The organism is Nitrosomonas ureae (assembly GCF_001455205.1).
Taxonomy (GTDB): Bacteria; Pseudomonadota; Gammaproteobacteria; order Burkholderiales; family Nitrosomonadaceae; genus Nitrosomonas; species Nitrosomonas ureae.
Genome location: NZ_CP013341.1, coordinates 2,780,945 through 2,794,121, shown reverse-complemented (window position 1 = coordinate 2,794,121; position 13,177 = coordinate 2,780,945). Strand labels below are relative to the sequence as shown.

Sequence of the window (13,177 nt, the reverse complement as noted above, 5' to 3'; positions counted from 1 at the left end):
ATCTGAAAGGATTGCATCAGGGTGGTAGTTGCGCCAACAGTCGCCTAATTCTGGAAATTGGCTGTTGTCTGTACATTCTTTTATGGCTTGAAAGTAACTGTTCATTAATACCCCCGTTTGACATGTGGAAACTTGAACTATATGATTGTTGCGTCATCACATAGCAAACAAACAGATGCTACATTAAAGCAAACAAATATTTGCTGTCAATAGGACAAATGGACTATAAATATGAAAAACTACATCGAAAAAGCAGAAAGAAAAGCAGGAAAACAAACTGAACTTGCAAATATGTTAGGAATTACAGCAAGTTATATAAGAATGGTTAAAGCTGGAAAAAAAGGATTTCCGATAGAAACTTGCATAGTTTTAGCAGACTACATAGGAGCAGATCGCTTGGAAGTGATCGCGGCAAGTAACCTGGTGACCGAAAAAGACGAGAAGAAAAGGAAGATTTTGGAGAGTTGTTTTACTAGAGCAGCAAGCGTGACAGCGGCCGCAATTGTCATTTCAATATTGACACTTTTACAAACAAGCCCTGTTTATGCGGGTTTTAAACAATCAATATACAATAATACAAATTATACGCAATTGCAGGCGCAAGAAATTCAGGAGGAATAGCGATTATCTTTCAGATTTTTTCTATAAGCTTCTAAACGTTTTTGACAGCGGACAATTACTTTGAAACTTTGGGACAAATAATTTGAAACGAGCTAAAAGCTATTTTTATATTGATTAGTGCCAAATAACGCGAAAATTTAACGCTCAACAGAAATAAAACAATTAATTAGCTTTTAAGGATCTTTCGACATTCTGTAATTAAGCATGGTAAATCGCAATTTAAATCAATTCCGCCAGGGTCTGTTGACGTTTTGAGATAAGTATTTAATAGATAGAAACAAACTCGTAATATTGGGGTTCCCATACCACCAACAAAACGAGTTTGCGATGCCCCGATTGATGCTCAGTGATGAGTTCTGGTCGAAGCTGGAGAAGATTCTGCTTCAAGAAGCGATATATAACAAGCGCAATCTGCGCATGACAGTAGAAGGTATGCTGTATCGAATGCGGGTTGGCTGCCCGTGGCGAGACTTGCCTGAGGCATTTGGAAGCTGGAATTCCATCTACAAAAGATTCAATGCGTGGTCATTAAGCAGCAAATGGTTAAGGATTTTCAAGGCGTTGTCTATTGATCCGGATTGTGAATGGGAATTTATTGATGGCAGCTATGTTAAAGCGCACCAGCATAGTGCAGGCGCAGCGGACAAGGAACCGCAGGCGATCGGGAAAAGCCGCGCAGGCAATACCACAAAGATTCACCTGGCGGTTGATAGTTATGGTTTACCAGCCGATTTTGAAATCACCGGTGGAGAAGTCAATGACTGTTCTATAGCACCTGATTTGATTGCCAAACTGCCTGACGCGAAAGCGATTGTTGCGGACAAAGGCTATGACAGCGAATGTATACGAGGACAGATAACGAAGAAAGGGGCTCGAGCTGTGATACCGAGAAAGCGCAACTCGTTGAAGGGCAACGCAGATATGGATTGGGGTTTGTATGGATACCGACATTTGGTGGAAAATGCTTTTGCCCGGCTAAAGCAGTATCGGGCAGTAGCGACACGATACGACAAACTGAAGAGAAATTTTGAGAGTATGGTAGCCATGGCATGTGGATATCTGTGGCTACCTATGTGAAATGTCAACAGACCCTAGGGTTATTTGAAAATTTCAAAAAATCCCTTAGCAAAGATTTAAGCTCACCTGCATGTGTTGGCTCTGCTTCCCACATTAAAATTGTGATTCGATGATTCTCAGCTTTTAAAGCGATATGACGTCTTTGAGCATCATACAACACTACCTAATTTTTCTTCGACCCACTAGGGTTCTAATGACTGTAAAGCGGCTTCTGTCGACTGAAAGATACTAATATCTAATCCTTCTGCTATAAGAATTGGTAAAACTAGATCATTCATTACAAACCCTCCTATGAACGATGACGCGACATACCTTGGCCAGGTAACGGATTACCATCGGGACCTAACTTCCCGCGCCGAGTCTTTGCTTTGTGTGCAACTTTAATTGCATAATTCACTTACCACCTGTTTCTGGATCATTTCCAATAGCTCTTGCTAGGCTTGAGATATCGAATTCACGGAATATTTGCCACAAATACAATATGGGTTCTGCCCATACCAATGGCATCAGCAATTTAGATTTATTTTCACCTCAATGAGCTAATTAAGTATTTTTTTCTTATTTTCTCAATATATTTCAATAATTCTTTTCTCATATGCTCTTCGTATTCAGGATCACTGTTTCTTAAATCGTAATCCGTTACATAGTGTGTAAACTCATTCCATGCTTCACCGAGTAACTTATCTTCTACAAAATCGGTATCAAATTTTCTCCAATACTCAGTGACAATTGCATCATCAATTTTTTCAGAAAAAGACGATTCCATTATTAACACAAGTTTCTCAATTTCTGTGTGGTTCATAATTTTACTCATCAAATAATCGCCGAGGATCTAGCGGTACATGTTTGATACCAAGTGAATCGAAATCAAGATGGAGGCGCGATTCTCCCTTTGTACCAGGATAGAGTTGGTAATCTAGTCTTATTACAGGCTTCTTTTTGTATCTCACTTGACACACCCTGCCATTTCCATGCTGTAGTCCAGGGTTAGCGCCGTCAAAATCCAGATCATCCCAGATTTTCTTTATTTTATTGGCTGATTTTATTATTACTTCATAAATCAACCGAGGATTCAATCCATCCGGATCAACAAACAACAACGGATCCCCCCGTTCACATACCCATAAGTATTCAACCCACCAGCCAGTCCAATGGGATCAGGGCTGATATATCTTCCCGTCTCCGGTTCATAATATCGGAAATAATTGTAATGAAAATTCGTTTCTTTATCAAAATACTGTCCCGGGAATCTGGGATGATATTCGAATAATTGGCTGTTGCCGTCCGGGTCTTCATCAGGCAAGTTGGCACCGAATGTGTGGGTATTCTCCCAGCGCCAGACGGCATTGTTGGCTTGATTAACAATCACTCTGGGGGTATTGAGATGATCGGCATGAATGAAGTAAGTCTGAATCGGCCCGGTTGCGGTGGGTTTTCGGATCACGGCCACCGGAATATCTTCCAGCCAGATGGTTTCCTGTCTGACCAACCCAGTCATCCGTCGGTGTGGCAGTGGTGGAATTGTCGCGATATTCACCAATCAATTGCCCGGCTTCGTCATAGAAGAAAGTAAACTTCGAGCCCAATGGACCATTCTTGCTGACGCGTTGATCCAGGGCATTGTATCGGTACGCGTGCGTCTTGCCGTTATTGACCGTGGTTGAAAGCTTGCCAGCAACATTCCAGGTAAAAGTGGTAGCGCCATCGCTCAACGGATTTCCGGCTGCATCATAGGTGTAAGTCTTCATCACCGGACCCGCGACACTTTGTAAACGATTACTGTCAGTCGTCAGGGTATAAAGATGATTGGCACTGCCGAATTGCGTGTTGGTACGGTTGCTGTTGGCATCGATCCCACAGTAAGAAACTGGTGTTGTCCGACTGGCTGGTCAGCCGATTCAATGCGTCATAGTCATAGGTTCGGTTATATACCGGGTTGGTGTCGGCTGTATTGATGACGCAGTTGGCGGCATCATAAGTCAGCGTGCGGGTATCGCTTGCCCACGCGATGGGTTTTGAGTCGACCGTCGGAATCGAAGCTGCGCGCATACGCCTGGTTATTACCCCACACCCAGCTCTTGGGCTCGCCAAACGGTTGATAGACGATATTGCTAATAACAGATTGCCATTGACGCGGATCTCGTTCGGGCGGCCATCAGCACCATACGCGGTAGTTACCTGCGTGCCGTAAGGGTAAGTCATCTGTATCGTGCGGCCGAAGCTGAAACTGGTGGAACCGGATTCATCCGACATACCGGTCAAGCGGCCGATGCCGTTGGTTCCGCCGGTATCGTAGCTCCAGATCAATGCGGGGGCCACACCGGGAACCCCGTTCACAGTGACGTGGGCACGCTTGGTGGGCCGGTTAATGGCGTCCCCCAGTTATAGCGGGGGGGTTGTGAAAGGGCCAAGCTTAGTAGACACCGGCTCGCTCTTGCGACTATATAGCCTAGCGGTACTGCATATTGGCACATCTTCTTGACTGTCTGGCGGTGAATTCCAAAATATCGCGCAACTTCGCGTTCACTTCTGCCATCCACCATCACCGCTCGTCGAATCTTCACATATAGTTCCACTGTATACATCCTCATCGCCTTTTACTTGATGCTTATCGCATCAGCTTACAGGCTTCAAGACTGGTACACTTTTGTTCCGCCATTCCCGCGAAATCTAGTGCGCCTCAGTGGTACATTTTTACTCCGATATTTACAATGCTTTAAGGTGTATCCAAGGTAACCATTCTCCAGCTTTATGGGGTGGCGTTACTCGGGCATCATGGTTCTGAGTTTTTCCGATCTCAGCCAGCGAGGGCAACGCATCACTGCGCACCCGTTGATCAGGCGAGAGATGTCGTTTTACAAATTGCGGTATCCCTTTCCGGTTAATGCCTGAAACTTGCTGCATAGCAATAAACCCAGTTCGCTTGCTTCGATTCTCAACTGCCCACTAGTATCGGCGTTTTTCTTTCGGCACCCCCGCCCTCGCTTTCCCCCAGTCTGTCGCCTCCTATCAGTGCGTCGTCAATTTCAATCAATTCTTCTAGCCGATAGATGCTATCCCGGTGCCCCATGGCGATTCGAATCATGCGCAACATCCGACTGGCCGTAATCCACGATACATTCATCCGCTTCGATAAACGTAACGCAGAAATACCGCCTTTATCTGAAGCTAACAGATAAATTGCCCAAAACCACTTAACCAACGACAGATTGGTTGAATGAAACAACGTTCCGGCAGTCAGCGGATTGTTTATGGCAGCAACTGCATTCCCAGCTATGATGGATTGTTATGGCATAACCATAATCATGTCCGCAGTACGAGCAGCGAAATCCTTCTCGCCAGCGTTGCTGAAATAGTGCTCGGGCGCACGCCTCTTACGTCCCATAATGCTTTTGCCACTCCAACAAATTCAGTTCCTTGCCTTTCATCACTTACTCTCTTATTCTGTTGATCTTGCGGCTTAGGACAAATTAAACTCAAAATGGCTCATAGGCATATATTAATTTAATGCATACATACTCAGATTGACTCGTTCAAAAACGTGTTTAACAGTTCCACATAATAAAAAACCCAACTCAAAATGGTTGGGTTTTTTATTAGTTCAGAAATCGAAATTAAGCAGCTTGGATATTGGCTGCTTGTTTGCCTTTCTCACCTTGGGTTATGTCAAAAGAAACTTTTTGACCTTCTTTCAGTGTCTTGAAGCCACCCATATTAATTGCGGAAAAATGCGCAAACAAATCCACACCTCCATCATCGGGCGTAACAAATCCAAAACCTTTATCATCATTAAACCATTTTACTGTACCTGTTGCCATGTGTTTACTTCCTTTAAAAAATACGGAAAGCTTCCGTAAAGCTATTTGAATCGAAGATTGCACATGGAATACCAGTACTGCAAAAACTTTGAAACAAATTCATTGCAACAATTAATTATACGCCAATTAAAGCTAACAGTCAAGATAATACGGAAATATAAGCTGCCTTAAATTTATTCCCTCCTTGCGAGTTCAACTATTAAATGCGGCTAATTCAAACGTGAGGTATTCTGATTTTCAAGGAATCCGAAGTTTCATAAAATGAAGACATGAAATGGAGGGTGAAAATGGAATTACCCCGCACCCAATATAGTCAGGAATTTCGGGAGCAATCAGTTAAGTTTTTAAAGAAAGTTGATTGACTCTGGTTGAAGCAGCAAAACGGCTGTCGTTACCCCAAGGGACACTAAAGAATTGGGTTTATACTGACAAACGAGGAGAGCTCACTACAGTAGGCAAGCATCAGAAGCCGCTGTTTGAACTTGAGTTAGAGCTATCCAGAGTTAAACGTGAATTAGCAGAAGTCAAGATGGAGCGTGATTTTATAAAAAATGTGTGACGTATTTCGCGAAGCTTAGTTGTTACATTTGGTGGTGAAAGAGGGTCTGATTGAATCGATGCGACAAAAATATCCGATTGCGCTCATGTGCCGGGCATTTGATGTTTCCGAGAGCGGCTTTCATGCCCAAAGGACTCGCCCGGTCTGTAAACGTAAGCAGGAGAATACAAGACTGGAAATAGAAATACTGGCCGCACACCAACGTACACGAGAGACCTACAATGCCGAGCGCTTGCATTATGACTTGGCGGATCACGGAGTACAAACCACGCCATACCGCGTTAGAACATTGCGCAAGAAATTGAACTTGCGTTGTAAGCAAAAACTGAAATTCAAGGCGACCACCGATTCTAAACATCATTTACCGGTTGCGCCCAATATTCTGAACCGGGAATTTGCTGTTAACGCACCTGATAAAGTGTGGGTCAGTGACATCACTTACATCCCTACAGACGAAGGTTGGCTGTATTTGGCTGGCGTAAAGGATCTGTTTAATGGAGAACTGGTAGGCTATGCCATGAATGAGAGAATGACCAGGAGCCTGGTTATACAGGCATTATTTCGTGCAACAGCGAAAAAACATCCGGACAAAGGACTCATTGCTCACTCGGATAGTAAGAATACATGCACCAGATTTCAATAATGAGTTGACTCAATTATTGAATGAGTAATTATTGGAGCTCTGGTGCCGTAAGGGTTGCCAAGTTTCCTGACCCCCACTCTGATCGACCACAATTTGTGTCATTCCTCGGATCTGTCGGTTACTTGGCAACATCTGACGGTGAGGTTTCACCTCGCCTTTGTCTGTGACCCAAGAAGGGCCTGATCGCTTATCTCTTTACTGTCTTGTCCTGACAATCGGTTTGGGTGAATCCCTATCAATAACTGTATTCAAAATGGGGAACGAAAATGAATAATCAATCATTATCCAATCATCAAACCATTGTTGGGGGAGTCGATACACACAAAGATCTTCATTTCGTCGCTATAGTCGATGCCTATGATCGAGTACTTTCCAGTAATTCTTTCCCAACGACGCGACAGGGTTATAAATCAATGTTGGATTGGATGCAATCTTTTGGTGAGGTCAAGCGCATTGGAATAGAATGCACAGGGACTTATGGTGTAGGCTTGTTAAGATATTTACAACAATTTGATATCGAAATTTTAGAGGTTACTGCACCAGATAAAACAATTCGGCGCAAACGTGGTAAAGACGACACAATTGATGCGGAAAATGCGGCGCATGCAGCATTTGCTGGTATACGCACCGTCACACCTAAAACGCGTGATGGCATGGTCGAATCGCTACGGGTTCTCAAGATGTGTAGGAAGACCGCCATTGCAGCTCGCCGTATCGCACTACAAATGATCCAAATGAATATTATCTCTGCGCCAGAAGCGATTCGTGAATCACTACGCACAATGACTCGAATGCAATTAATCCGTACCCTTGCTGCCTGGCGACCAGATCTGAGTGGGTATCGTGATATATCAACTGCATACAAAATTGCATTGAAATCGCTTGCACGACGATATTTGGAGTTACATGACGAAATTGCAGATTTGGATGTGATGATTTCCGTCATTGTTGATGAATTAGCCCCCGAACTGATTACAGGCAAAGCCATTGGATATGAATCTGCGGCACAGCTACTCATTACCATAGGAGACAATCCGGAACGCTTAAAGTCTGAAGCTAGCTTTGCGGCGTTGTGTGGTGTCAATCCAATTCCTGCCTCATCAGGCAAGGTCAATAGGCACAGGTTAAATCGTGGGGGTGATAGAGCGGCTAACAGCGCGCTGCATATTATTGCTATAGGACGATTGCGGATAGACGCCAGAACTAAAGAGTATGTTGAAAAGCGTTTAACTCAGGGTCACACTAAACTTGAAGCACTTCGTTGCCTTAAACGTTATATCGCAAGAGAGGTATATTACACTTTGAGAAAGAGAAATAATTTAATCAATAGCGCACAAATTGCAGCTTGACATTTAGAAGGGCATCCGCGGCAGCCAATACTGTGCACATGATTACCAGAATGTATTGCAACAATTTGGCATGATTGCTTCCATGAGTCGTAAGGGTGATTGCTATGATAATGCACCGATGGAAAGCTTCTGGGGGATACTTAAAACCGAGCTGGTGCATCATAGAAGATTCAAAACACGGCAACAAGCCATCCAGGAGATTACCGAATATCAGTAGTGTCCGGCAATTTACCCAAGATGATTGTATAACAGATTGATCTGTAGAATGAAATGGTATGTTTGGGGGTGTCACCGATTTGAAAGTGAATTTTTTGCGAAACTGGAGATTTCCCTACGTGGCTTCTTATCATGCATTCAGGCAAATTGGTATTCGCACAACTCATGGATTACTTGCCCCTTCACACATTCCGCCGCTGTGTACAGCGTTACCCTTCCAAATATCCCACCAAGACTCTTTCGCATCTCGATCAATTTCTTTGCATGGCTTTCGCGCAGCTGACTTACCGCGAGAGTCTGCGCAACATCGAAACCTGTCTGCGCGCTCACCAAGCTAAGCTTTATCACTTGGGCATACGAGGCAACATCGCCAAGAGTACGTTGGCCGATGCCAACGAGCAGCGCGATTGTCGCATCTACATGGATTTCGCGATGAGCTTGATCCAGATCGCCAGAAAGCTTTACTCCAGCGATAGCTTAGCGGTGGAGTTGGAACAGACAGTCTATGCACTCGATACCACGACCATCGATCTGTGTTTGAGCGTCTTTCCATGGGCGCGCTTTCGTCAGACCAAAGCTGCCGTCAAGATGCATACACTGCTTGATCTACGCGGCAACATTCCAACGTTCATCCATATCAGCGACGGCAAGATGCACGAAGTCAATGTGCTCGATTTCCTGATCCCCGAAGCTGGCAGCTTTTACATCATGGATCGGGGCTTTACCGACTTTGCTCGCTGGTTCACTATGCATCAAGCACAAGCATTTTTTGTAACGCGCGCTAAATCCAGTCTCCTTTTTCGCCGTGTCTACTCTCACTCAGTGGACAAATCCACGGGACTGCGATGCGATCAGACCATTGCATTGACCGCTACGAAGGCCAGCAAGGATTACCCGCAGCACCTACGACGTATTAAGTTCTATGATGCCGAACACGACAAGCATCTGGTATTTCTAACCAACAACTTCGATTTACCTGCACTGACCATCGCTCAGCTTTATCGTTGTCGCTGGCAGATCGAACTATTCTTCAAGTGGATCAAACAACATCTTCGTATCAAGCAATTCTACGGAACCACTGAAAACGCAGTCAAGACACAGATATGGATTGCCATCTCGGTTTATGTCTTGGTTGCCATCGTAAAAAAGCGACTCAATACCGAGACTTCACTTTACACAATCCTACAAATCCTGAGCCTAACTCTTTTCGAGAAAACTAACCTAGATCAATTACTTAAAAATACTGAGATGCAAATGATCACTCACCATAACAACAACCAACTGAATCTATTCAACTAAATTGCCGGACACTACTGACCGAATATATAGAAATATTCTATAACCGGCAGAGAAAACAGAAAAAGCTGGATTATTTTTCACCAGCACAATTTACGCAGCAATACTATGCAAATTTGCTTGTTGCTTAAACCGATGGACTCCATTTTTGACAGCACATACATGGACGCCCACTTTCTGCCAAGCTTTCAGTCAATGATTTTGAGCAGGTAAAGATTGCTGCCATACATCCGGACTTTGTATGAGGCGCATTGCCCCTGCCCCTGATGGAATTTGCTGAGTAGCGCCTTATCACCTCAGCGTGCTCTATGCACTGTGTGCTGTTTAGGTTTAGCTACTCACGGTCTGACCAGTTTCGCCATCATTGTCATGATTGCCCGTGCAATCGGTTGAAATTTTTCTCCTTAAATCTGCTGCAGTGCTATCAATAAATTTCTATGCAACACCATAATCATGCTCGGCAGCAACTGGTGTCGTAGCGCGATTATGGTGGAATGTTGTGCCTTGGGCGAGCAACGCCCAGATAATACGAGCATTTTTATTCGCTAGTGCAACAGCAGCGATATTCTTGTTGCGTCGAGCTATCAGTTTACGCAACCAGCTTTCTGGTTCTTCCTTATTTTCAGCAAAACGGATGACTGCTCTTGCTCCGTGAATCAGCAAAGTGCGCAGATAAGTGTCGCCACGTTTACTGATGCCGAGTAATATCTGCTTGCCACCACTGGAGCACTGTTTTGGCACCAATCCAAACCATGCCGAAAGTTGCTTGCCGTTCTTGAACTCTGTGGCATTTCCAACTGTTGCAACAATGGCGCTCGCCGTAATCGGGCCAATACCGGGAATAGCTTCCAATCTTTGACTGGCTTCGTTCTCCTTGTGCCACAGCTTGATCTGCAATTCCAACTCTTCTATTTGTCAACTTAGTTGTTTGAGATGATCATTCAACTGTTTCAGTAAATGACGCATTGATCCTGGTAAATCGTTTCCAGCATCTTCCAGAATATCCGGCACCCGATTGATAATCGAACGGATCCCTTGTGGGATAACAATACCAAATTCAGAAAGCAGGCCGCGTATCTGATTTGCCTGTGCGGTTCTGGCTTTGACGAAACCTTGCCTGGCACGATGCACTGACAAAATGGCTTGTTGCTCAATATTCTTGATCGATACAAAACGCATGTTGGGTCGGCTTACCGCTTCGCAGATCGCTTCCGCATCTGCCATATCATGCTTGTTGGTCTTGACGTAGGGTTTGACAAATTGGGGTGACATGAGCTTGACGGTGTGCCCAAATTCGCACAGCTTTCTCGCCCAATGGTGTGAACTACCGCAGGCTTCCATCCCAATCAGGCAAGGCTCCAGATTGGCAAAAAACTTTGACATCTCGCTACGGCGCAACTGCTTGCGCAGAAACGCCTTACCATACATATCCACGCCATGAATCTGAAATACCTCTTTTGCCAAATCAATGCCTATCGTTGTAATCTTCATGTCGGACGCTCCTCTCTTATTTAGTGGGCTTTATTGCACCACTACTTTGGCACTTCGATGCCGTTTAGGGTAGTGGGCGTCCATTCCATTACATCAGGTCGAGACTCTCTCGACTCCATGAAAAAAATGTCCATCAAATTGGGACAACTCCAACTCCAGTTCAGTTTTTTATTTGACCGCAACATTACATAAAACCATACGGGTACAGGTTACTAATGATGAGTCAATAGATACGGAAACTAGGCGGTCGTATTTATATTTCGCCCGAGATTTAAGGGTAGGTTTAGTGCAGATTGAGAATTATCAGGAATGGCCTCAATTAATGCGAGAGCACCTGCGGCGTTAATATCTATGGTCTTTTTAAGAACTGCAATGCCAACTGCTTCCTTAGTATTAAAGTCCGCCATTTCAGTTGCTATTCTTGCTATACCGGTTACATCCATGAAATTTCTCCCAATTTTTATAAAGATCATTACGGCAGGTATTGCTCTATCTTTTAGGGATCCTCGGGATTTTCACTCCACCAGACTAAAATTGTATATTGCTCATAGCAATATACATCATTTCTTGATTAATCTTTTCTTAGAAACGTTGAGAAAAGCTTTTTGAGATGATCTTGCCAATCCAGTCCGACTTTTAATGGTACTTTCACTTGAATGCTTGTGTTCTCAGTATTTTTTCCTTCCAAATACAAAATATATTGCCCCGCTTCACTCAGTTTAAAAGCTTGGGTGACTACGCCCGATAGGTGCTGCTGCGCAGGCGTAGACAATATTTCGAGTTCTTTTTCCGTGTCTTCAGTAGTTACTATCCTAACCAAGCGTTGAGATAACAGAAAATTTCGTGCCGATTCCGGATAAAGCAAGTCGATCGAGATATTCACTGCCGCTGGTTCGGGTACTTTCCCACATTGAACAGGAACATGGGGTGATCGCAGAGTATCTTCAGGTGACTCGTAGTCCGCCGGGAGATAATATCCTGAATAACCAATGATTAGGTTTTCAGTTTCTATGGTGCAAGCACCGCCGCGAAAACCTTTGGGATAAGTTTCGGCTGAATCCCCTTGTGAGCTTGTACCATAGAGCATGCCAAACATCAGGACGGAAAATATGATCCCAATCAAAATTACAAACATAAATTTATGGGAAGAAAATTTTGAATGGGTAAACATAGTATTTTTTACTGATAAACAGGAATGACGAAAAATTATATCAGCCAAAACAGTTTCATAGTAATAGTACTTGCGTTTGCTGCAGGAGATTATTGGGGGTTTTGATGATAAGTTGTTCGGATGCACTTACATTTATTCCGTGATAAAAATAGTTTAAGGAATGTACCCTGTATAATGTAACCACATCAACATGTCTAATTTAATGCTGTAGAAACAACATCCTGATTCATTTGATTATGGCTTTTCTGATCAACATAGCGAAGGAATCCGATAACTTTATGTATCTATCAATGACAAATTGATAGGCTTGAGGAGACATTTTTCTCCAAATTTTCCCAATGATATCAATCCACTGACTCTGCGTACTCAGGGTATTTACTCGCGAAATTGGATAAGTAGTGTTCAAGAAAGACCAATCCGGCGACATTTTCCAATAATTAGGTATCTGGATTGAACTTCAATGATTTTTTGCCAACGGTCTGGGCCACGCGCGTGATGAATCCGTTTTCATATCCAGCCTTAGCAAGCAAATCAGCGACGGTGTCGGCGTGGAATTTGTTCAATCCCGCTCGCCATTAATGATAACCCTTGAGCTCCATCGGATAAGCACTGCGTGGCGTTTTCCAGTTGCGGGGCTCTCACTGCCAGTTTTATGGCATCATCAGCGCCAGGGTGAATAACGTTCAAGCATATCTGGCATGGGGTGTGAATAAAGCAGATCTTTCGGCAAGATTTTGTCTTCACAGATTTCCTGGTTCGGATCTTCGTTATTTGCCGCATCAATCAGTACTTTTACTTTGTCGAAGTTTTGCCGGGTCATATCGAAAAATTAATTAGTCTGATTATTGACGTTAGAACGCCTTTGAGACAATTATAATTAAAACATATGATTTCCTCTTGTAAAATGATCAAAGCGTGATCATGATATTTGCGCTT

Annotated in this window: 12 protein-coding genes and 6 pseudogenes; 7 read left to right on the top strand and 11 right to left on the bottom strand. The window is 43.8% G+C overall.

What is annotated here, in order from left to right:
* Positions 1 to 231: 231 nt before the first annotated feature.
* Both ATY38_RS13070 and ATY38_RS13065 read left to right on the top strand, forming a co-directional pair.
* Positions 232 to 621 (top strand): helix-turn-helix domain-containing protein, encoded by a 390-nt coding sequence (locus ATY38_RS13070; RefSeq protein ID WP_062559684.1) that lies wholly within the window; start codon positions 232 to 234, stop codon positions 619 to 621.
* Positions 622 to 948: 327 nt separating this feature from the next.
* The gene (locus tag ATY38_RS13065; protein WP_082632977.1) at positions 949 to 1,698 is read left to right on the top strand and encodes an IS5 family transposase; all 750 of its coding nucleotides are present in this window, start codon (positions 949 to 951) and stop codon (positions 1,696 to 1,698) included.
* A gap of 526 nt (positions 1,699 to 2,224) precedes the next feature.
* Here ATY38_RS13065 and ATY38_RS13060 read toward each other — a convergent pair.
* The 7 genes and pseudogenes from ATY38_RS13060 to ATY38_RS13030 form a co-directional block, all read right to left on the bottom strand.
* Positions 2,225 to 2,512 carry a hypothetical protein gene (locus ATY38_RS13060; protein ID WP_062559683.1) on the bottom strand — a complete coding sequence of 96 codons (288 nt, stop codon included), beginning with the start codon at positions 2,510 to 2,512 and terminating at the stop codon, positions 2,225 to 2,227.
* 258 nt (positions 2,513 to 2,770) lie between these two features.
* On the bottom strand, positions 2,771 to 3,187 hold the full coding sequence (locus tag ATY38_RS13050) for an RHS repeat-associated core domain-containing protein (RefSeq protein ID WP_158441785.1): 417 nt from the start codon (positions 3,185 to 3,187) through the stop codon (positions 2,771 to 2,773).
* A 121-nt stretch (positions 3,188 to 3,308) separates the two neighbouring features.
* A pseudogene (locus ATY38_RS17190) lies at positions 3,309 to 3,491 on the bottom strand (hypothetical protein); the annotation flags it as partial.
* Entirely contained in the window at positions 3,481 to 4,017 is a 537-nt protein-coding gene (locus tag ATY38_RS13045) for a hypothetical protein (RefSeq protein ID WP_062559680.1), read from the bottom strand. The pseudogene ATY38_RS17190 and the gene ATY38_RS13045, both read right to left, overlap by 11 nt.
* A 14-nt stretch (positions 4,018 to 4,031) precedes the next feature.
* The gene (locus ATY38_RS15600; protein ID WP_176767938.1) at positions 4,032 to 4,283 is read right to left on the bottom strand and encodes a hypothetical protein; all 252 of its coding nucleotides are present in this window, start codon (positions 4,281 to 4,283) and stop codon (positions 4,032 to 4,034) included.
* 133 nt (positions 4,284 to 4,416) lie between these two features.
* A pseudogene (locus ATY38_RS15915) lies at positions 4,417 to 5,126 on the bottom strand (IS1595 family transposase); the annotation flags it as partial.
* A 186-nt stretch (positions 5,127 to 5,312) separates the two neighbouring features.
* Entirely contained in the window at positions 5,313 to 5,516 is a 204-nt protein-coding gene (locus tag ATY38_RS13030) for a cold-shock protein (RefSeq protein WP_062559677.1), read from the bottom strand.
* 287 nt (positions 5,517 to 5,803) lie between these two features.
* On the opposite strand from ATY38_RS13030, the pseudogene ATY38_RS16680 reads away from it, so the two are divergent.
* The 5 genes and pseudogenes from ATY38_RS16680 to ATY38_RS16960 all read left to right on the top strand — a co-directional run.
* Positions 5,804 to 6,718 (top strand): annotated as a pseudogene (locus ATY38_RS16680) (IS3 family transposase).
* Between the two features lie 266 nt (positions 6,719 to 6,984).
* Positions 6,985 to 8,067 (top strand): IS110 family RNA-guided transposase, encoded by a 1,083-nt coding sequence (locus tag ATY38_RS13015; RefSeq protein WP_062557725.1) that lies wholly within the window; start codon positions 6,985 to 6,987, stop codon positions 8,065 to 8,067.
* Between the two features lie 16 nt (positions 8,068 to 8,083).
* A pseudogene (locus ATY38_RS13010) lies at positions 8,084 to 8,278 on the top strand (IS3 family transposase); the annotation flags it as partial.
* 137 nt (positions 8,279 to 8,415) lie between these two features.
* Positions 8,416 to 9,582, top strand: coding sequence for an IS4 family transposase (locus tag ATY38_RS13005; protein ID WP_062558265.1), 1,167 nt, complete (start codon positions 8,416 to 8,418; stop codon positions 9,580 to 9,582).
* Between the two features lie 5 nt (positions 9,583 to 9,587).
* Positions 9,588 to 9,710: pseudogene (locus tag ATY38_RS16960) on the top strand (IS3 family transposase); the annotation flags it as partial.
* Between the two features lie 304 nt (positions 9,711 to 10,014).
* Here ATY38_RS16960 and ATY38_RS13000 read toward each other — a convergent pair.
* The 4 genes and pseudogenes from ATY38_RS13000 to ATY38_RS16250 form a co-directional block, all read right to left on the bottom strand.
* Positions 10,015 to 11,070: pseudogene (locus tag ATY38_RS13000) on the bottom strand (IS110 family RNA-guided transposase).
* Positions 11,071 to 11,309: 239 nt separating this feature from the next.
* The gene (locus ATY38_RS12995; protein ID WP_062559676.1) at positions 11,310 to 11,513 is read right to left on the bottom strand and encodes a YjfB family protein; all 204 of its coding nucleotides are present in this window, start codon (positions 11,511 to 11,513) and stop codon (positions 11,310 to 11,312) included.
* A gap of 128 nt (positions 11,514 to 11,641) precedes the next feature.
* Positions 11,642 to 12,205: a hypothetical protein gene (locus tag ATY38_RS12990; protein WP_062560214.1), complete on the bottom strand. Its 564-nt coding sequence runs from the start codon at positions 12,203 to 12,205 to the stop codon at positions 11,642 to 11,644.
* Positions 12,206 to 12,902: 697 nt separating this feature from the next.
* Positions 12,903 to 13,061 carry a hypothetical protein gene (locus ATY38_RS16250; RefSeq protein ID WP_201011899.1) on the bottom strand — a complete coding sequence of 53 codons (159 nt, stop codon included), beginning with the start codon at positions 13,059 to 13,061 and terminating at the stop codon, positions 12,903 to 12,905.
* Between the last annotated feature and the right edge of the window lie 116 nt (positions 13,062 to 13,177).

Coding starts and splice junctions, on each gene's coding strand:
- ATY38_RS13015 (WP_062557725.1), top strand. CDS start 6,985: ATGAATAATCAATCATTATCCAATCATCAAACCATTGTTGGGGGAGTC.
- ATY38_RS13070 (WP_062559684.1), top strand. CDS start 232: ATGAAAAACTACATCGAAAAAGCAGAAAGAAAAGCAGGAAAACAAACT.
- ATY38_RS12990 (WP_062560214.1), bottom strand. CDS start 12,205: ATGTTTGTAATTTTGATTGGGATCATATTTTCCGTCCTGATGTTTGGC.
- ATY38_RS13065 (WP_082632977.1), top strand. CDS start 949: ATGCCCCGATTGATGCTCAGTGATGAGTTCTGGTCGAAGCTGGAGAAG.
- ATY38_RS15600 (WP_176767938.1), bottom strand. CDS start 4,283: ATGTATACAGTGGAACTATATGTGAAGATTCGACGAGCGGTGATGGTG.
- ATY38_RS13005 (WP_062558265.1), top strand. CDS start 8,416: ATGCATTCAGGCAAATTGGTATTCGCACAACTCATGGATTACTTGCCC.
- ATY38_RS13060 (WP_062559683.1), bottom strand. CDS start 2,512: ATGAGTAAAATTATGAACCACACAGAAATTGAGAAACTTGTGTTAATA.
- ATY38_RS12995 (WP_062559676.1), bottom strand. CDS start 11,513: ATGGATGTAACCGGTATAGCAAGAATAGCAACTGAAATGGCGGACTTT.
- ATY38_RS13030 (WP_062559677.1), bottom strand. CDS start 5,516: ATGGCAACAGGTACAGTAAAATGGTTTAATGATGATAAAGGTTTTGGA.
- ATY38_RS16250 (WP_201011899.1), bottom strand. CDS start 13,061: ATGACCCGGCAAAACTTCGACAAAGTAAAAGTACTGATTGATGCGGCA.